General features: G+C 68.1%; 16 protein-coding genes and 1 tRNA gene. 10 read left to right on the top strand and 7 right to left on the bottom strand.

The window, feature by feature from the left end; translation table 11 throughout:
• Nucleotides 1-171: 171 nt before the first annotated feature.
• From DEH84_RS11990 to DEH84_RS12025, 8 genes are all read left to right on the top strand, one after another.
• Nucleotides 172-1,173, top strand: a complete 1,002-nt coding sequence (locus tag DEH84_RS11990) for an alpha/beta fold hydrolase (RefSeq protein WP_109037060.1) — start codon at nt 172-174, stop codon at nt 1,171-1,173.
• Entirely contained in the window at nt 1,170-2,528 is a 1,359-nt protein-coding gene (locus DEH84_RS11995) for a sensor histidine kinase (RefSeq protein WP_109037061.1), read from the top strand. Before DEH84_RS11990 ends, DEH84_RS11995 begins: the two co-directional genes overlap by 4 nt.
• Entirely contained in the window at nt 2,529-3,167 is a 639-nt protein-coding gene (locus DEH84_RS12000; RefSeq protein ID WP_109037062.1) for a response regulator, read from the top strand. It begins immediately after the preceding gene.
• Between the two features lie 97 nt (nt 3,168-3,264).
• On the top strand, nt 3,265-4,452 hold the full coding sequence (locus DEH84_RS12005) for an acetyl-CoA C-acyltransferase family protein (RefSeq protein WP_109037063.1): 1,188 nt from the start codon (nt 3,265-3,267) through the stop codon (nt 4,450-4,452).
• Between the two features lie 67 nt (nt 4,453-4,519).
• On the top strand, nt 4,520-5,416 hold the full coding sequence (locus DEH84_RS12010) for an alpha/beta fold hydrolase (protein WP_218929725.1): 897 nt from the start codon (nt 4,520-4,522) through the stop codon (nt 5,414-5,416).
• An 87-nt stretch (nt 5,417-5,503) separates the two neighbouring features.
• Nucleotides 5,504-6,268 (top strand): helix-turn-helix transcriptional regulator, encoded by a 765-nt coding sequence (locus DEH84_RS12015; protein ID WP_109038367.1) that lies wholly within the window; start codon nt 5,504-5,506, stop codon nt 6,266-6,268.
• Nucleotides 6,269-6,474: 206 nt separating this feature from the next.
• A complete protein-coding gene (gene putP / locus DEH84_RS12020) occupies nt 6,475-7,959 on the top strand; it encodes a sodium/proline symporter PutP (protein ID WP_109037064.1) in 1,485 nt (494 codons plus the stop codon).
• A 76-nt stretch (nt 7,960-8,035) separates the two neighbouring features.
• Entirely contained in the window at nt 8,036-9,319 is a 1,284-nt protein-coding gene (locus tag DEH84_RS12025) for a Glu/Leu/Phe/Val family dehydrogenase (protein ID WP_342755621.1), read from the top strand.
• A gap of 4 nt (nt 9,320-9,323) precedes the next feature.
• Here the strand turns inward: DEH84_RS12025 and DEH84_RS12030 are convergent, their stop codons facing one another.
• Together DEH84_RS12030 and DEH84_RS12035 are read right to left on the bottom strand one after the other, a co-directional pair.
• A complete protein-coding gene (locus tag DEH84_RS12030) occupies nt 9,324-10,298 on the bottom strand; it encodes a helix-turn-helix transcriptional regulator (RefSeq protein ID WP_109037065.1) in 975 nt (324 codons plus the stop codon).
• Between the two features lie 63 nt (nt 10,299-10,361).
• Nucleotides 10,362-11,471 carry a hypothetical protein gene (locus DEH84_RS12035; protein ID WP_109037066.1) on the bottom strand — a complete coding sequence of 370 codons (1,110 nt, stop codon included), beginning with the start codon at nt 11,469-11,471 and terminating at the stop codon, nt 10,362-10,364.
• Between the two features lie 284 nt (nt 11,472-11,755).
• Between DEH84_RS12035 and DEH84_RS12040 the strand changes: the two genes are divergently transcribed.
• Nucleotides 11,756-12,136 (top strand): c-type cytochrome, encoded by a 381-nt coding sequence (locus DEH84_RS12040; protein WP_245932577.1) that lies wholly within the window; start codon nt 11,756-11,758, stop codon nt 12,134-12,136.
• A 120-nt stretch (nt 12,137-12,256) separates the two neighbouring features.
• Here the strand turns inward: DEH84_RS12040 and DEH84_RS12045 are convergent, their stop codons facing one another.
• On the bottom strand, nt 12,257-12,907 hold the full coding sequence (locus tag DEH84_RS12045; RefSeq protein ID WP_109037068.1) for a phosphatase PAP2 family protein: 651 nt from the start codon (nt 12,905-12,907) through the stop codon (nt 12,257-12,259).
• A 111-nt stretch (nt 12,908-13,018) separates the two neighbouring features.
• On the opposite strand from DEH84_RS12045, the gene DEH84_RS12050 reads away from it, so the two are divergent.
• Entirely contained in the window at nt 13,019-13,456 is a 438-nt protein-coding gene (locus tag DEH84_RS12050; RefSeq protein ID WP_159098946.1) for a hypothetical protein, read from the top strand.
• 75 nt (nt 13,457-13,531) lie between these two features.
• On the opposite strand, the gene DEH84_RS12055 is transcribed toward DEH84_RS12050, so the two are convergent.
• The 4 genes from DEH84_RS12055 to pepN all read right to left on the bottom strand — a co-directional run bounded on the left by DEH84_RS12055 (nt 13,532) and on the right by pepN (nt 18,883).
• Nucleotides 13,532-13,607 (bottom strand) — tRNA-Thr (locus DEH84_RS12055).
• Between the two features lie 90 nt (nt 13,608-13,697).
• Nucleotides 13,698-15,086: a diguanylate cyclase gene (locus DEH84_RS12060; RefSeq protein ID WP_109037070.1), complete on the bottom strand. Its 1,389-nt coding sequence runs from the start codon at nt 15,084-15,086 to the stop codon at nt 13,698-13,700.
• Between the two features lie 74 nt (nt 15,087-15,160).
• Entirely contained in the window at nt 15,161-16,174 is a 1,014-nt protein-coding gene (locus DEH84_RS12065; RefSeq protein WP_109037071.1) for a class 1 fructose-bisphosphatase, read from the bottom strand.
• Nucleotides 16,175-16,210: 36 nt separating this feature from the next.
• Nucleotides 16,211-18,883: an aminopeptidase N gene (gene pepN / locus DEH84_RS12070; RefSeq protein WP_109037072.1), complete on the bottom strand. Its 2,673-nt coding sequence runs from the start codon at nt 18,881-18,883 to the stop codon at nt 16,211-16,213.
• Nucleotides 18,884-18,927: the final 44 nt, after the last annotated feature.

An 18,927-nucleotide genomic window follows, 5' to 3' on the forward strand; every position in this document is an offset into this window, starting at 1 on the left:
GCACAAGCCATCACGGCGTGACGGCTGAACTCACTGTAGGCAAGACGGTCGGCCCCCACCATCACGGGTTTCCTGCAGCCCGGCTCATGAATTTCTGGAGTCCCGTTCTGGGACAGTGTGTGACACACCGTGGCACACCCCACACCGCCGTCGCGCTGCTAGCATCCCGCCATGCCCACGTCTGCCCGGCTGCCCGAACCGCCCCTGCCGTCTTCTGCACCGCGTCTGCAGGATTCCGGCTGGCTCGACGTGGGGGCCGGCCATCACATCGCCTGGGCGCGCTACGGTGCGCCAGAGGGCGCGCCTGCGGTCGTGCTGCACGGCGGCCCGGGCAGTGGCAGCAGCCTGCGCCACCTCGAATTCTTCGACCTGACGCGCTGGCAGGTGGTGCTGTTCGACCAGCGCGGATGCGGCCGCAGCACGCCCCTGGGCGGCATCGCGCACAACACCACGGCCGATCTCGTTGCAGACATCGAGGCCCTGCGGCAGCACCTCGGCATCCCGCGCTGGCTCGTGGTGGGCGGCTCGTGGGGCGCCACGCTGGCCCTGGCATATGCCCTGCGCCACCGTGAACGCTGCCTGGGCCTGCTGCTGCGCGGCACGTTCCTCGGCCAGCAGGCCGACGTGGACTGGTTCGTGGATGGCGCCCGTGCCATGCGCCCTGCTGCCTACGCCGAGTTCGCCCAGGGGCATGCGCCGCATACCCTGATCGATCGGTATGCCGAAGCCTTCAACGGAACCGACGCGGGGCAAGCCTGCCATGCGCTGGCTCGCTGGCTGCGCTGGGAAGCCGCGCTCGAAACGCCCATTGAGCCGCCCCCCGATGGCCCCACCCCGCCCGCACCTGGCAGCGCCGACGCCGACCGCCTGCGGGCCCGCGGGCGAATCCAGACGCATTACCTGCGCCATCGCTGCTTCCTGGATGACGGTGCCCTGGTCGCGGGCGCACGCATGTTCGGCAAGCTGCCCGGCGTGCTGCTGCACGGCACGCACGACCTTGTGTGCCGCCCCGCCAACGCCCAGGCCGTGCACGCCGCGTGGCCCGACAGCGTGCTGCACTGGGTGCCCGGCGCGGGCCACGCCCCATTCGAGCCCGCCATGCAGGCCGCCATGCGCCAGCAGCTGGCGCACTTTCTCGTCCATGGCCGCTTCGCCACGCAGGAGGCCCCATGAGCCTGCGCCTGCGCCTCACGCTCGTCGTCGTCGCCTTGATGGCGCTCACGGTGAGCCTGCTCGCCTGGCGTGAAATCAACGGCACACGGCGCAGCGTGCACGAAGAAATCGAGGCCGCCAGCCGCGTGGCCGTGCAGGTACTGCGGGTGGTGAACCAGCTGCCCTTCGACGAAGCCCGGATCATGGTGCAGGGCCTGGGCCGCGTGCGCGCCAACGAGATCACCCTGTTCGACGCACAGGGCAGCGTGGCCTATGTGTCGCCCCCCTCGCCCTACAAGCCCGGCCGGCAGGCACCCGACTGGTTTGCCGGGCTTGTCACACCGCGCACCGCGGTGCAGGACATCGCGCTGCCGGGCGGCCGCCTGTCGGTGCGGCCCGATCCATCCCGTGCGGTGCTCGATGGCTGGGACGAGTTCGTCCAGCTCATGCTGCATGTGGCCGCCGGGCTGGTGGTGGTGGGAGGCTTCACCGCGCTGACGCTGGTGCGCACCCTGGCCCCGCTGGCCCGCATCGAAGCGGCCCTGCGCAGCCTGCAACGCGGCCAGTACGACACCCGCCTGCCCGCCCTGCCCGGACGCGAGGCCGCCCTGATGAGCCAGGCCTTCAACGACATGGCGCAGTCCATCCAGGACAACCTGCACGCCCGCGACGAAGCACGGGCCGCCCAGGCCAGCCTGGCCCAATCGCGCGAGCTGACCCAGGTCATCCTCCAGCGCGTGGAGGCCGAGCGCGCCCGCATCGCCCGTGACCTGCATGACGAACTGGGGCAGCAGCTGACCGCCCTGCGCACGGTGGCTCAGGTGTTGAGCCAGGACCCGGCCCTGATGCGCGACAAGGCCGAACTGGTGGGCCTGCTCAAGCGCGTGTCCGACGACATGGCCGCCAGCCTGCAGGGCATGCTGCCGCGCCTGCGCCCGCTCGCACTCGACCGCCTGGGCCTGCAGGATGCCCTGTCGGATCTGCTGCTCGACTGGCGGCAGGTCGCGCCCACGCTCGACATCACGCTGCACGTCGCCCCCTTGCCGGACGGCTTGGGCGACACCCTGGCCACCGCGGCCTACCGCATCGTGCAAGAGGCCGTCACCAACGCGATCAAGCATGCACAGGCGCGCCGCATCACCGTGACGCTCACCTCCACCGACCACGCGCTCGAACTCACCGTGCAGGACGACGGAATCGGCCTGCCCGCCGCATGGCAACGCCCCGGCCACCACGGTCTCCTGGGCATTCGCGAGCGGGTTCAGGCACTTGGCGGCACACTGGCGCTTTCTGCCGCGCAGCCTGCAGCACCCCACCCTGGCCTGCGCCTGTCGGCCGCCCTGCCCTGGTCCCAGCCTCCTGTTTCAGGCACCTGAATGAGCTCTCGCCTTCACGTTCTCCTCGTCGACGACCACACCGTGGTGCGCATGGGCTTCCGGCTGCTGCTACAGACCACGCCGGACATCGTTGTCGCGGGCGAGGCCGACAGCGGCGAGCAGGCGCTGGAGCTCTATGCCGCCCTCCGCCCCGACGTCGTCGTGATGGACATCACCATGCCGGGCATGGGCGGCATCGAGGCCGTGCGGCGCCTCGTGTCCTTCGACCGCGACGCCCGGGTGCTCGCCCTGTCGGCGCACGAAGACGCCAGCCACCCGCGCCGCGTGCTGAAGGCAGGGGCCTGCGGCTACCTTTCCAAACGGGGCGCAGCCGAGGCGCTGGTGCAGGCCATCCGCGACGTGGCGGCGGGCCGCATCGCGCTCGATCCTCTGATTGCCCAGCGCCTGCACGCCGGCGAAGAAGCCGGCGCCACCGTGCTGGCCCGCCTGTCCGAGCGCGAGTTCGAGGCCTTTCTCGGACTGGCACGCGGGCAGAGCGTCCAGCAACTGGCCGAGGCCATGCAGTTGTCGGCCTCGACGGTCGGCACCTACCTCTACAACATCAAACAGAAGCTGGGCCTGCAGAACCAGGCCGAAATGACCTTGCTGGCCGTGCGCGAAGGCCTGATCGAACCCTGAGGTGTACCCTCCCCCGTGTTTTCACGGATAATCTGACAACGACGCCCGCCTGATTGGCGGTGCATGATCGCGTTTTCACCCCCTGCAAGGAACACACATGACCCGTGACGTCGTCTTCGTGGGCGCAGCCCGTACCGCCATCGGCAGCTTCGGTGGCTCGCTGAAGGACATTCCCCCTGCGCAACTCGGCGCGCTGGTCATCAAGACCGCGCTGGAACGCGCCGGCGTGGCCGCGAAGGACGTGGGCCACGTGGTGCTGGGCAACGTCATCCCCACCGTGCCGCAGGACGCCTACATCAGCCGCGTGGCCGCGCTGGAAGCCGGCGTGCCGCAGGAAACCCCCGCCTTCAACGTCAACCGCCTGTGCGGTTCGGGCCTGCAGGCCATCGTGTCGGCCGCTCAGTCCATCCTGCTGGGTGACTGCGACGTGGCCATCGGCGCCGGTGCCGAGTCCATGAGCCGTGGCGCCTACCTCGTCACCAGCAACCGCTGGGGCGCGCGCATGGGCGATGTCAAGATGCTGGACTACATGCTGGGCGCCCTGCATGACCCGCGCCTGAACATCCACATGGGCATCACCGCCGAGAACGTCGCCGCCCGCCACGGCATCAGCCGCGAGCAGCAGGACGCCTATGCCGCCGAATCGCAAGCGCGTGCCGCCAAGGCCATTGCCGCCGGCTTGTTCAAGGAGCAGATCGTGCCGGTCGAGATCAAGACCCGCAAGGGCGTGGTCCTGTTCGACACCGACGAAGGCGTGAAGGCCGACACCAGCGTCGACACCCTGGGCAAGATGAAGCCGGCCTTCAAGAAGGAAGAGGGCACGGTCACCGCCGGCAACGCCTCGACCCTGAACGACGGCGCGGCAGCCGTGGTGATGGCCTCGGCCGAGAAGGCGAAGGAACTGGGCCTGAAGCCCCTGGCCCGCCTGGTGTCCTATGGCCACGCTGGCGTCGAACCCGAGTACATGGGCATCGGCCCCGTGCCGGCCTCGAAGGCCGCCCTGGCCAAGGCCGGCCTGACCGTGGCCGACCTGGACGTCATCGAGTCCAACGAAGCCTTTGCCGCCCAGGCCTGTGCCGTGTCCAAGGAAATGGGCTTCCCGGCCGACAAGACCAACCCGAACGGCTCGGGCATCTCGCTGGGCCACCCGGTCGGTGCCACGGGCGCCATCCTGGTGACCAAGGCGCTGTACGAACTGCAGCGCGTGAATGGCCGCTACGCCCTGATCACGATGTGCATTGGCGGCGGCCAGGGCATCGCCATGGTGATCGAGCGCCTGCAATAAGCGCCCGCCTACCACGCACCAAGGGGCCGCCAGGCCCCTTTTTCGTTTGCCCCTACCATTTCGCGCCATGCATGACCTGAAGCTGCACCCGTGGTCCCACCCCGCCCGCGAAGGGTTCACCCTGCGGGGCTGGCACAGCGCTCCCAGCGGCAAGCCGTTGTTGCACGTGCTGCATGGCAACGGGTTCTGCGCCCGCATGTACGAGCCCATGCTGAAGCCGCTCAGCGCCCACTTCGACCTCTGGCTCAGCGACGTGCAGGGCCATGGCGACAGCGACCCGGGTGAGCGCTTTCTCGGCTGGAACCGCAACGCCGAACTGGCGCTGGAGGCGCTGCAGGCACAGGGCCCCATGTTCCGGCAGGTGCCGCACGTGGCCCTGGGGCACAGCTTCGGCGGCGTGCTCACGGCGTTGATGATGGCCGAGCACCCCCGGCACTTCGCGCGCGCCGTGCTGCTGGATCCGGTGCTGATGCCGCCGGCCATGCTGTTTGGCCTGACCCTGGCCGAGATGACGGGCACGGCCAAGCTCGCACCGCTGGCACGGCAGGCCCGGCAGCGCCGCCACCATTGGGCCAGCCGCGATGCCGCCTTCCAGGCACTGCACGGCCGCGGCGTCTACAAGGGCTGGACGGATGAGGCGCTGCACGCGTTCGTCACCCATGGCATGCGGGAAGCGCCCGACGGCAGCGTGAGCCTGAAATGCCCGCCCGCCCGCGAGGCAGAGATCTTCAGCAGCGGGCCCGAGCGACTGTGGGCCTCGCTGGGACGGGTGCGCACCCCCACCCTCGTCCTGCGGGCCTCGCACACCTTCGGCTTCGTGCGCGAGGCCGTCTCGCGCTGGACCCTGGTCAACAACGCGGTGGAAGAGACCGAGTTTCCTGGCGGCCACTGCTTCATGCAGACCCACCCTGAAGACGCGGCACGGGCGGTGGCGGACTTTCTGATCTCCCGGACCAAGGGTTAACACCGAGCTCCGGCATTCAACTTGCTTTAATAATGGAGTCTCCGTTGGTGCACCCGCGCGGTGCCCGACGCGGCCGCACGCTGCAACATGCTCCACACCCGCCTGATCCCCTTGAGTCCCGATGCGCACCACCATGCGCACGGGCACCACCAGCTCGTGCTGTCGGTGGACGGGAAAGCCGAGTTCGAGGTGGAAGGCCATGGCGGCGAGGTGTGTCGGATGCGGGCCTGCCTCGTACCCGGCAACGCCGAACACCAGTTCGCCGGGCTGGGCGACAACCGCATGCTCATCATCGACTTCGACGCCGGGGACATGCAGACGCCCGACCTGGATGTCATGGGTCGCCTGTTCGCAGCGCCCCGTTACCCCCTGCTCGACGCCGACTTCCAACACCTGCTTTGCTACGCCAGTGCCGAGCTGAAACGCTTTGGCAGCGACCCCCTGCTGGCCCAGGGTCTGGGCGCCACCCTGCTTCGGGCGCTGCACCTGCGCCTGTTCGAGCAGGACACCCCCGCCCGCACAGGGCGCCTGGATGTCGGCCGCATCGACACCTTCATCAACCGGCACCTGGCACGCCCCATCGGCGTGCATGAACTGGCTCAGGTGGCATGCATGAGCACGAGCCACTTTCACGCCGAGTTCAAGCGGATTGCCGGCATGACGCCCCATCAGTACCTGCTGCAGGCCCGGCTGAAGCGCGCCACCACGCTGCTGCGAGACAGTGGCCTGCCGGTGCCACAGATTGCAGAGGACTGCGGCTTCTCCAGCCAGAGCGCCCTGACCACGGCCATGAGCCGCCACCTGGGCATGACCCCCCGGCGCCTGCGCACAGCGCGTCTCGCCCAGGCCTGAACAGCGCTCCGGCAGGCCCGCATCGGAGTTTTCCGAAAAACCATCGGAGAGTCGGTAAAAAAATCGGCCGACACTCCCCTACGCTGCCCACCAAGCCGCACCTCGCCCGCGGCGACCATGACACAGTCGCCCGCACTGCCGTGTCTCGGCACTGGCGCAAGCTGCTTCCCTCCACCCGCCCAGACGCCCCGCCAGGGGACCACCTCATGAGCTTTTCCAACCCAACCCTGATCACCTTCGTGATCTACATCGCCGCCATGGTGCTGATCGGCTTCCTCGCCTATCGCTCCACCGAAAACCTGTCGGACTACATCCTGGGCGGGCGAAGTCTGGGCAGTTTCGTGACGGCCCTGTCCGCCGGCGCCTCCGACATGAGCGGCTGGCTGTTGATGGGCCTGCCCGGCGCACTGTTCGTGTCCGGCCTGTCTGAAAGCTGGATTGCCACCGGCCTGATCATCGGGGCCTGGCTCAACTGGTACTTCGTGGCCGGCCGCCTGCGCGTGCACACCGAACACAACGGCAACGCCCTGACGCTGCCGGATTACTTCAGCCACCGCTTCGAGGACAACAGCCGCGTGCTGCGCGTCCTGTCGGGCCTGGTGATCCTGGTGTTCTTCACCATCTACTGCGCCTCCGGCGTGGTGGCCGGTGCGCGCCTGTTCGAGAGCACCTTCGGCATGAGCTATGAAACCGCCCTGTGGGCCGGTGCGGCCGCCACGATCGCCTACACCTTCGTCGGTGGCTTCCTGGCCGTGAGCTGGACGGACACCGTGCAGGCCAGCCTGATGATCTTCGCACTCATCCTCACGCCCATCGCCGTGATGCTGGCCACCGGGGGCATCGACCCGACACTGGCCGCGATCGAGATGAAGAACAGCGAAGCCTTCAACCTGTTCAAGGGCACGAGCGCCATCGGCATCGCCTCCCTCATGGCCTGGGGCCTGGGCTACTTCGGTCAGCCGCACATCCTGGCGCGCTTCATGGCCGTCGATTCGGTCAAGTCCATTCCGAACGCACGCCGCATCGGCATGATCTGGATGATCGCCTGCCTGGTGGGTGCCATGGCCGTCGGCTTCTTCGGCATCGCGTACTTCGCAGCCCATCCTGAACAGGCTCAACCGGTGATCCAGAACCCCGAGCGTGTGTTCATCGAACTGGCCAAGATCCTGTTCAACCCGTGGGTCGCCGGTGTGCTGCTGTCGGCCATCCTGGCTGCCGTGATGAGCACGCTGAGCTGCCAGCTGCTGGTGTGCTCCAGCGCGCTGACCGAAGACTTCTACAAGCCCTTCTTCCGCCCGAACGCCTCTGAAAAGGAACTCGTGTGGGTGGGCCGTGCCATGGTGTTCGCCGTGGCCGTGATCGCCATCCTGCTCGCGACCAACCCGAACAACCGCGTGCTGGGCCTGGTGTCGTACGCCTGGGCCGGCTTCGGTGCCGCCTTCGGCCCGCTGGTGCTGTTCTCGGTGCTGTGGAAGGGCATGACCCGCAACGGCGCCCTGGCCGGCATGCTGGTCGGCGCCGTCACCGTGATCGTGTGGAAGCAGTTTGGCTGGCTGGGCCTGTACGAAATCATCCCTGGCTTCATCCTGTCCAGCATTGCCATCGTCGTGTTCAGCCTGATCGGCCCGAAACCGACCAAGCGCATGGTCGTGCGTTTCGAACGCGCCGACCGCGAGCACGCTGCGAGCTGATCGCACAGACAGAACAAACGGGGCCTTGTGCCCCGTTTTCCTTTCCGGCGCTTCTTTTCAACAACAGGAGGTTTTCTTGAGCACCGAACGTTTCCCGTCCTACATCGACCCCGCCGCCCCTGGCCCATGGGGCATGTTCCTGGAGCAACTCGACCGCGTCGAGCCCCACCTGGGCCCGCTGGCCCGGATGATGGACACCCTGCGCCGCCCCAAGCGCATCCTGGCGGTCGACGTGCCCATCCACCGTGACGACGGCACCATCTACCACGTCGAGGGCTACCGGGTGCAGCACAACCTGTCGCGCGGCCCGGGCAAGGGCGGCGTGCGTTACCACCCCGGCGTGAACCTGTCCGAGGTGATGGCGCTGGCCGGCTGGATGACGATCAAGAACGCCGCCGTGAACCTGCCCTTCGGTGGCGCCAAGGGCGGCATCCGGGTCGACCCGGCCACGCTGTCCACCGCCGAGCTCGAGCGCCTGACGCGCCGCTACACCAGCGAGATCGGCGTGATCATCGGTCCCGACCGCGACATCCCGGCACCCGATGTCAACACCAACGAGCAGACCATGGCGTGGATGATGGACACCTACTCCATCAACCAGGGCGGCACGCAACCGCGGGTCGTGACCGGCAAGCCCATCACCATGGGCGGCAGCCTCGGGCGGCGCGAGTCCACCGGCCGGGGTTGCTTCGTGGTGGCCCGCGAAGCGATGCGCAAACTCGCCATCCCGATGGAAGGCGCCCGCATCGCCATCCAAGGCTTTGGCAATGTGGGCAGCGCCGCAGCACGGGCCTTTCACGCCGCGGGCGCGCGCATCGTGGCGGTGCAGGACGCGACGGGCACCGTGCACAACGAGGCGGGCATCGACCCCGCCGCGCTGGATCGCCACATCCGACAGGATGGCGGCCGGGTTGCCGACTTCCCTGGTGCGATCCCGGTTGCGGACGAGGATTTCTGGGCGCTGCCTTGCGAGGTGCTGCTGCCGGCGGCTCTGGAAGGCCAGATCACGCGCGACAACGCCCGCAGCGTGAAGGCCCGCCTGGTGGTCGAAGGCGCCAACGGCCCGACCACGCCGGAAGCCGAAGACATCCTGCTCGACCAGGGCTGCCTGGTGCTGCCGGACGTGCTGGCCAACGCTGGCGGCGTGACGGTCAGCTACTTCGAGTGGGTGCAGAACGCGTCGAGCTTCTTCTGGACGGAAGACGACATCAACGCGCGGCTCGACCGGGTGCTGACCGAAGCGTTCGAGGCGATCTGGCAGGTGGCCGCGGCGCGCCAGGTGCCACTGCGCACGGCGGCCTTCATCACCGCCTGCACGCGCGTGCTCGAAGCCCGCGCGCTGCGCGGGCTCTATCCCTGAGCCTTTACTTGTACTGTGCCAGCGCGGCCTTGAGACGGGTGCTCACGGCATCGCGCAGCGCCTTGGGCGACACCACCTCCACCTCGGCGCCATGGCGCAGCACGTCCATCGCCAGTTCGGTGGGCTCCACATAGGGCACCTTGAGCTCGTAGCGGCCATCGGGCAGCGTGCGGGTCTTCTGGTCGGGGTGCCACTCTTCGCGCGACACCCACTGGGCGGCCTCGGCGCTGAACACCAGTGTCGCCCAGTTGATCTTGCTGCCGGCGAAGATGCCGTAGCCGCCGTCGAGCTCCTGCTCCACGCGCTTGAGGCTGATGTCGCGCGCCTTCTGGCCCGTCATCTCGGCTGACTCGACGGCGTCGAGTGCAAAACGCTTGAGCGCATCGCTTTCGTGGCACCAGGCGTCGAGGTACCAGGTGCCGCGGTAGTGGATCAGGCGCTGCGGCGAGACCTCGCGGTCGGAACTCGTCTTGCGGCCGCGCGTCAGGTAGCGCATCGCAATGCGCTGGCGCTGCAGCAGCGCCGCCCCGATGAGCTCGAAATGCTCGCTCGGCACCGGGCGCTTGCCAGTGCCCATGATGCGCACACGGCGCATCAGCTCGGCGCTGTCGGAATCGTTGGTGCCCAGCAGGTGGTAGATGCGGTCGAGCAGCGGCTGCAGATGGCGGCTGAGCGTCCCGTTGCTGTCGAGGCTGGACAGCAGCTGGTGGGCGGTCAGCAGGCTGTAGAGCTCACGCTCATCGAACCACAATCCCGGCAGTTCGTGCTTCTGGCCGCGGAACTCCTCGCCGAAACGGTAGAGGTTGTCGTCGCGGTGGTAGACGATCGGCGCATCCATGCGGTCACGCAGGAACTGCAGATCGCGCTTGAGCGTGGCCGGCGAGACCTCGAGCGTGTCCAGCATCTGCTGGAAGCTCACGCCACCGTGATGGCGGATCAGGTTCTCGATCTTGTAGAAGCGTTCGGTGCGGTTGCCCATGGTGTGTCGACTCCCAGGCTCATCCCCTGAGCCTCGAAGGCGACTCTAGCAGACTCCGCCCCCTCAGCGCACGGCGAACAGTTCTGCCTGGCGGGCCGTCAGCCAGTGATCGGCCGGCAGGCACACCTTGGGATCCGGCAGGCGACGCGGCACCGGGCGGGGACTCAGCAGGCCCCGGGTGGCCAGCGCCCAGCCCTCGGTGGCCTGCGCGTCAGGCAGGCTGCGGGTGCCTTGCGCCAGCGCGTTCACGATGGTTTCGGCCTGCGCGGCCGTGAGCGCACGCGCCACGCGCTTCCAGCGGTTGAGCACCAGGCGCGTCTGCCAGGCGTCTTCCACCGCCCACCGCAGCGTGAGTGCAGGCTGGGTACGGCGCAAGGCACGCACCTGAGCCACATACGCGTCGGTGAACGCCAGCACGTCCTTGCGCAGCGCCTTGCCCGGCACGAGGGCACGCAACGCATCGATGTGCTCGTCGAGCGCCTCGGGGCGCTCGCTCTCGGCGTGAGCCAGCACCAGGCGGCACACCACCGCCTGCAGCGCCTGGATGGGATTGAACACGCGCAGGCGGTTCGAGGGCAGCACCAGCATGGGCAGCACGGCCGCCTCCTGGTGATCCAGCCGGGTCACGAAGGACACAAGCACGGCCACGCGGGCCCACTCGGCGCCGCTCAGGCCATCGATCTCCGTCACGCCGCCTTCGCAATCGCGCATGTAGCGGATCGCGTCATGGAAGCTCGCGTCGCCCTTGGCCGCGTTGGCACGCCGGCTCATCACGGCCAGGTTGCCGGCAGCATAGGCCGCATCGTTGAACACCCGGTCGACGGACCAGTCGGTGTCGGCGCCGGTGCCATGACTCAGCGCGGCCCGTGTGATCGGGCAGGTGTCGGTGTCGATCAGCTGCAGAAAGCGCGGTGTGACCTGCTCGGTGTCGAACACACGCCCGCGATTCAGCGCATTGAGGCGCAGGTTCAGCCACTTGCGGGCATGGCGGGTGGGCTGCAGCACGCGCAGGCCGAAAGTCTGACGGCCCGCTTCGACGCCCTGCGCCAGCTGCGGCCACGCCGCCTCGGCGCCCTCGGGAACGGCCAGGCCGTAGTGGGCGAAATCCCAGCCCAGCTCGAAGGCCAGATCGACGCCCAGGCGGGCAATGCGCGAAGTGACGGATGTGTGCATGGGGTGCTCCTGGAAACGCGGCCCACCGACACGGCGCGACCGACCATGCCATGCAGTCTGACGACGCACAAGCTCAGGGCGTGATCCAGCGATGAACGACTTCGACGCCACGAAACGACATGCCTGCCCACGCTCGCACTGCTCCATTTCGCAGCAGTCCCCCGCGCTGCTGCTCCATCCTGAGAAAAGCCCTGGCGTTCTTGACTTCGCTCAATCCCGCGCCATCATGGCGCCCTATCTTGGGGACACCCCGGTTGTTTTTCAGGAGAAAACAAATGACCAAAATGGTGCTCCCCCTCGCCGCCCTGCTTGCCTCGTGTGCGGCGCTCGCCGCCGACCCTGCCCAGGACAAGCCCATGCTCGACCTGGCCAACCACGCGGGCTGCATGACCTGCCACCACGTCGAGCCCGGCGCCAAGGGCCCGGACGGCCTGCCCCCGATCGGCCCGCCGTGGCGCGATGTGTCGGCCAAGTACAAGGGCCAGAAGGGCGCGCTCGAGCAGCTGACCCAGACCGTCATGAAGGGCTCCAACCCGTACGACAGCCACTGGAAGGGCAAGGCCTCCGGCCTGGCCATGCCGCCCAACGCCGCCGCCATCAAGGAAGCCGACGCGCGCAAGCTCGTGAAGTGGATCCTGTCGCTGGAAGCCGGCAAGAAGTCCTGATCCGGCACACGCCCTGATCTGCCTGTTTTTTGTGCAGACCAGGGTGTCTCCCAGGGGCGGGCCCGCTTGCCCCAACCTTCCCAACAGACTTGTCCACAGGAAACGGGGACAAGTCTGTTTTCATTGGGCGGCCTGTGCCGGCGGCCACACCCGGCGCAGGACCACGACCCACACCAGGGCGACCGCCGCGCCGGCGAGCACATCGGTCGGGAAGTGCACCTGCAGGTAGATGCGCGAAGCGCCTATCACGGCCACGAACACCGCCACCACTGCCCAGCCCCACGCACCCGCACGTTGGCGGCGCTGCAGCAGGCAGGCGGCCGCAAACGCGCATGCCTGCATGGTGTGCGCACTCGGAAAGCTCGGGTCGATCGGCATCGTCACCAGGGGCTCGAACAGGCCCGGCCGGGGGCGTGCCACCGCCAGCTTGAGCGCGTGCACGATCGCACTGGCGCCGAGCAGCGCCGCCGGCACAAACAGCGCCTGCCACCGCCTGCCTGAATCCCCCCGGCTTGCCTGCCACGCGCCAAGAGCCAGGGCGGTGGGCAAAAGCACATAAAGCGATCCCAGCCAGGTGACGGCCGTCATGAGCCGGTCGGCCCAGGGCGAGCGGAACTGACTCATCCACGCCAGCCCGGCCTGGTCGAGCGCGGTGGTGCCACAACTGCCTCCTGGGCACAGCCACGCCGCGGCGACCGACAGGAAGATCAGCAGAGCGGCCAGCAGCGCAAGGTGCGTCGGCCGGACAGCGGGCGAAGTGGGCAGCGTCATGCAGCGTGCGGGCAAGCCATGTGCCAATCTTGCCCCAAGGCAGCAGCCCTACCGTGACAGGGCCCGGGGCGCCTCTGCGACACTCCACACACCCCCTGGACGCCTCCCCGCATGACATCGCCCCATCCCATTCCCGGCGCTCGCCGCCCTGCCGCCTCGCTGTCTCGCCACATGCGCCTGTTCGCCTGGGGCTTCGCCGCGTTTCTCGCCCTGCTGTGGACAGCCGGTGCGTGGATGGGCGCCGCGCTGACGGACTGGGCCAGCGCCGTGCTTCAGTCGGGCGACCTCACGGTGGAGGAGGTGCGGCGGATGCCCCTGCCCGAGATGCCAGAGTGGCTGCGGCGCTGGGCGGATTTCTTCGGACTGCCCGCATGGCGGGACGCCATGGTGGCAGCGCTCACCGTCGCACAGCGACACCTGCCGATGCTCGGGGAGGCGCTGGCTTGGCTGGTGCCGCTGATCTGGGTCATGTGGGGCGTTGGCTTGGCGCTGCTCATCGCCGGCACGGCCGGCCTGCTGCGGCTGATGGGACGGCATCGGCGGGCGTGAGACCCAAACACACATGGGCGGCCCCGGAAACAACAAAGCCCCGGAGGTCATCCGAGGCTTTGCGCTTGATTCTGATGGTGCCGGAGAAAGGAATCGAACCCTCGACCTTCTCATTACGAATGAGCTGCTCTACCGACTGAGCTACACCGGCGTCCCAAGACCGCTAGTTTAGCACGCTGAAATCGCTCGTAAACACCCCATCAGGCAGATTCGCCACACCCGCGAACACGGGCCGGGGGGCTCAGCCCGCCACGCGCACCTGGTTGCGGCCGCCCTGCTTCGCCTCGTACATGGCCTGGTCGGCGCGGTTGATGAGGTGCTGGAAGTCCGGGTGGCCGTCGTACACCGCCACCCCCACGCTCACCGTCGCGTGCAGCTTGCGGCCCTGGCCGACCAGGAAGTCGGCTGCGGCAAAGCGCTCGCAGAGCTCCTGCGCAATGCGTTGCGCCACCGGCGGCGTCACCTCCACCAGCATCACCAGCAGTTCTTCGCCCCCGTAGCGGAAGACGAAGTCGCCGTTGCGCACGCTGTTGAGCACCAGCATCGCAGCCTGCTGCAGCACCATGTCGCCGGCATCGTGGCCCTCCTCGTCGTTGATGCGCTTGAAGTGGTCGACGTCGATCAGCAGCAGCGCAAACTGCGTGTGCCGCTCGTTGGCGAGTTTGATCTCGCGGCTCATCACCGAAGGCAGGAAACGGCGGTTGAGCAGCCGCGTCAGGGTGTCGCGCCCGTTCTCCACCTCCAGCTGGCGCTCGAACAGCGTGTTGAGCTGGAACTTCAGGTTGTCCAGCTCGGTCTGCAGGCTCATGATGAGCGGCTGGGGCGCGGTCGCTTCCGGCCCGCCCAGCTGCGGCAGCAGCGTGTCGTCGATGCGCTCCATGATCTCGGTGATCTGCTCGAGCTCCGGCGCGCCTTCGAACATCGCCGCAGCCTTGTGGTTGAACCACAGGCCGAACTCCGAGTGCGCCAGGCGCGGCAACGCACCGGGCACGGACGAACGGTGCAGGGCAAACAGCAACTCCTGCCCCCACTCCAGCAGCACCGAGCGCTGCCGCTCACGCTCGACGGACATGTTCTGTCCCAGCGAGAACAAGCGGTAGGCTTCATCGGTGCGGGCACCGCGCTGCGTGTTGCGCAGGTAGGCCTCGGACATCAACTCCTGCGCCAGGTCCATCAGGTGGCCGGCATAGCGTTCGGCCTCCTGCGCCTCGGCGGCGCTTGCACAGGCCGCCACCAGCCGCTCGGCCATGGCGCGCTTCAGCGTGCGGGCACCGCGGGTCACCAGGTTGATCGGCAGCTGGATGCGGGCGTGCACCTCACCCACATGGCGCTGGTGGGCCACCAGCGTCGCCACCTCGTTCGGGCGGTCGCCGTACACCTCACGGATCCAGCGGGCCATCGAAGCGCGCAGGCGCTCGTGCACCACATCGTGCGCCAGGAAGGCGCCGGCCCGCGGGTGCGCCATCATGACCTCGTAGAAGCGGTCGGCCAGCGCTTCCGCGTGCCGATCGGCCACCGCGGCCACCAACTGGCGGCAGGCCGGCGTGACGCTGTGGACGAGCGCCTGCCATTCTTCTTCCGGGGCGTGGTGATCGGGGGGCGACGGGGGCGTGGACGACAGAGACAGCATGTCGGGTCAGACGAGAAAAAAAGGGGCCCGACAAGGGCCCCGTCGACAGGGCGCGCCCAGCGCGCCACCGTTCATCACTTGGCCTGCTGGGCCTCGCGGTGGTAGGCCGTGACGCGCTCCACCTCGTTCTTCGAGCCCAGGATGACGCTCACACGCTCGTGCAGGCCCTTGGGCTCGATCTCCATGATGCGCTGCAGGCCGTTGGTGGCCGCGCCGCCCGCCTGCTCCACCAGGAAGCTCATCGGGTTGGCTTCGTACATCAGGCGCAGCTTGCCGGGCTTGCTCGGCTCGCGCTTGTCCCACGGGTACATGAACACGCCGCCACGGGTCAGGATGCGGTGCACGTCGGCCACCATCGAGGCGATCCAGCGCATGTTGAAGTCCTTGCCGCGCACGCCTTCCTTGCCCTCCAGGCACTCGTCGATGTAGCGCTTCACGGGGGCATCCCAGTGGCGCATGTTCGACATGTTGATGGCGAATTCCTTGGTGTCTTCCGGAATCTGGACGCTCTCGGTGGTCATCACCCACGAGCCCTGCTCGCGGTCGAGCGTGAACATCACGACGCCCTGGCCCACGGTCAGCACCAACGTGGTCTGCGGGCCGTACACGCAGTAGCCGGCGCATACCTGCTCGGTGCCGGCCTGCAGGAAGCTGTCGTTGGTGACGTCGCCACCCCTGTGCTTGAGCACCGAGAAGATGGTGCCGATCGACACGTTGACGTCGATGTTGCTCGAGCCATCCAGCGGATCGAACAGCAGCAGGTATTCGCCCTGCGGATAGCGGTTGGGCACCGCGTGCATGTCGTCCATCTCCTCGGACGCCATGCCGGCAAGGTGGCCGCCCCATTCGTTGGCCTCGATCAGCACTTCGTTGGCGATGATGTCCAGCTTCTTCTGGACTTCGCCCTGCACATTCTCGCTGCCGGCGGTGCCGAGCACCTCACCGAGCGCGCCCTTGTTGACGCTGATGGCGATGCGCTTGCAGGCGCGCGCCACCACTTCGATGAGCAGGCGCAGCTGCGCGGGAATCTGGGCTTCACCGCGCTGCTGTTCGATCAGGTACTGCGTGAGGCTGATGCGTTTGGTCATGGGATGGGTGGATGTGGGTTGGAAACAGGGAGAGGCTCAATCCTGCAGCGCGCGCGTGACGATTTCGCGCACGTCGTCCGACAGCTCGGGGCGGGCCGCCACACGGCTGATGGCCTCGCGGGCCGCCGTGCGGTAGGGCTCGGCCAGGCGGCGCCAGTGGTCGAGCGCGCGGGCCAGTCGGGCGGCCAGCTGCGGGTTGATGCCGTCGATCTCGATGACGCGGTCGGCCCAGAAAACGTAGCCGGCCGCATCGGTGCGGTGGAAGGCCGCCGGATTGCTCTGGCACAGCGCCATCAGCAGGCTGCGGGCGCGGTTGGGCGTGCGCAGCGTGAAGTCCGGATGCTGCATCAGGGCCCGGGCGCGCGCAAAGACCTTGCCGTCGTGCTCGGGCGCGGTGGCCTGCAGGGTGAACCACTTGTCGATGACGAGTGCCTCGCCCTTGAACTGCGCGTGGAAGCGCTCGAGCGCCGGTCCGGCCAGCTCGGCGTGGGCGTTGACCAGGGCCTGAAGGGCACCCAGCCGATCCGTCATGTTGGTGGCGTCCTTGAAGCGCTGCAGCGCCTTGCCGGGCCAGATGGGGTTCTGGCGCAAGCTGCCATCCAGCACCAGCATGGCGAGCGCCAGATTGGCGAGCGCGCGGTGGCCGGCGCTGCGGGCGTCGGGCGAATAGGCGCCGTTGTCGTGGAACTGCTCCCAGGCCCAGATCCAGTCTTCATGCAGGGCATGGGCCAGCTGGCGCTTGAGGCTTTCGCGCACGGTGTGGATGCGCTGCGGGTCGACCACGTCGAGCTGCTCGGCCACATAGGCTTCGCTCGGCAGGGTCAGCACCAGCTCCTTGAAGGCGGCGTCCAGCTCGGGGTGACGGAGCACCTCACGCATGGCGTGCAGGTAGCGGGCGTCCAGCTCGATGTAACCGTCGCCGCGCACCGCCGCCAGAATGCGGTTGAGCGCCAGTTGCTGGCCGGCTTCCCAGCGGTTGAACGGGTCGTGATCGTGGCTGAGCAGGGTGAACAGCGCGTCGTCGCTGTGCTCGGCCTCAAGCACCACCGGCGCCGAGAAGCCACGCAGCAGCGAGGGCACCGGCTCGACCGGCACATGCACGAAGGTGAAGGTCTGCTCCGGCTCGGACAGCACCAGCACGGTGTCGTGGCCCAGCGAATTCAGGTGGCCTTCGAGCTGCAGGTTGATCTGGCGGCCATCGCGGCCCACCAGGCCCATGGCCACCGGGATCACGTACGGGGCCTTGTCGGGCTGGCCCGGCGTGGGGGCGCTGCGCTGGCTCAAGCTCAGCGTGTAGATGTGGTTGTCGGCATCGTAGCTGCCGCGGGCCGTGACGCGCGGCGTGCCGGCCTGGGCGTACCAGCGCTTGAAGGGCTCCAGGCGGTTGGCCAGCTCGCTGCCCGGGTTGGCATCGGCAATCGCCTGCGCGAAGTCATCGCACGTGACGGCCTGGCCATCGTGGCGCTCGAAGTACAGCGCCATGCCCTTGCGGAAGCCCTCGTCGCCCACCAGCGTGTGCATCATCCGCACGACTTCCGAGCCCTTTTCGTACACGGTGGCCGTGTAGAAGTTGTCGATGGCCACGTAGCTGTCGGGGCGCACCGGGTGGGCCATGGGGCCTGCGTCTTCCGGGAACTGCAGCTGGCGCAGCGTGCGCACGTCCTCGATGCGCTTGACGGCCCGTGCGCTGCGGCTGCCGGCCATGTCCTGGCTGAACTGCTGGTCGCGGAACACCGTGAGGCCTTCCTTGAGCGACAGCTGGAACCAGTCACGGCAGGTGACGCGGTTGCCCGTCCAGTTGTGGAAGTACTCGTGGGCCACCACGCTTTCGACGTTGCCGAAATCGACGTCGGTGGCGGTGGCGGGGTTGGCCAGCACGAACTTCGTGTTGAAGATGTTCAGGCCCTTGTTCTCCATCGCGCCCATGTTGAAGTCGCTGACCGCGACGATCATGAAGCGCTCGAGATCGAGGCTCAGGCCGAACTTCGCCTCGTCCCAGGCGATGGACGCAATGAGCGAGTTCATCGCGTGCTCGGTCTTGTCGAGGTCGCCCGCGCGCACGTAGATCTGCAGCAGGTGGTCCTTGCCGGCGCGCGTGCGGATGCGCTGCTCGCGACGCACCAGGTCGGCCGCCACCAACGCAAACAGATAGCAGGGCTTGGGATGCGGGTCGACCCACACGGCAAAGTGCTTGCCGCCTTCCAGCACACCCTCTTCCACCAGGTTGCCGTTGGACAGCAGCACCGGGTACTTCAACTTGTCGGCCTTGAGGGTGACCTTGTAGGTCGCCATCACGTCCGGGCGGTCGAGGAAGTAGGTGATGCGGCGGAAGCCCAGGGCCTCGCACTGCGTGAAGAAGCCGCCGCTGCTGGTGTACAGGCCCGACAGCTGGGTGTTCTTCTCGGGGGCGCAGGTGGTGCGGATCTCCAGGTGGAACGGCTGCTGCGGCAGGTTCTCCAGCACCAGCTGGCTGCCTTCGGTGCGGAAGGACACGGGCTCGCCGTCCACCAGCACGCGCAGCAGGTTGATGTCCTCGCCGTCCAGGCGCAGCGGCGCGCCGGGCTGCTCGGCGTTCGGCTCGACGGTCATCTTGTTGATGACCAGGGTCTTGGCCGGATCCAGGTCGAACGTCAGGTCGACGGTGCGGATCCAGAAAGCCGGCGCCGCGTAGTCTTCGCGGCGGATCAGCTGGGCGGTGCCTTCACGCATGGGGGTCCTTGGTGTCAGGTCGGGCAGTGGCGGGCGGCGGCGCG

It is taken from the genome of Aquabacterium olei (assembly GCF_003100395.1).
GTDB classification, from domain to species: domain Bacteria; phylum Pseudomonadota; class Gammaproteobacteria; order Burkholderiales; family Burkholderiaceae_C; genus Aquabacterium; species Aquabacterium olei.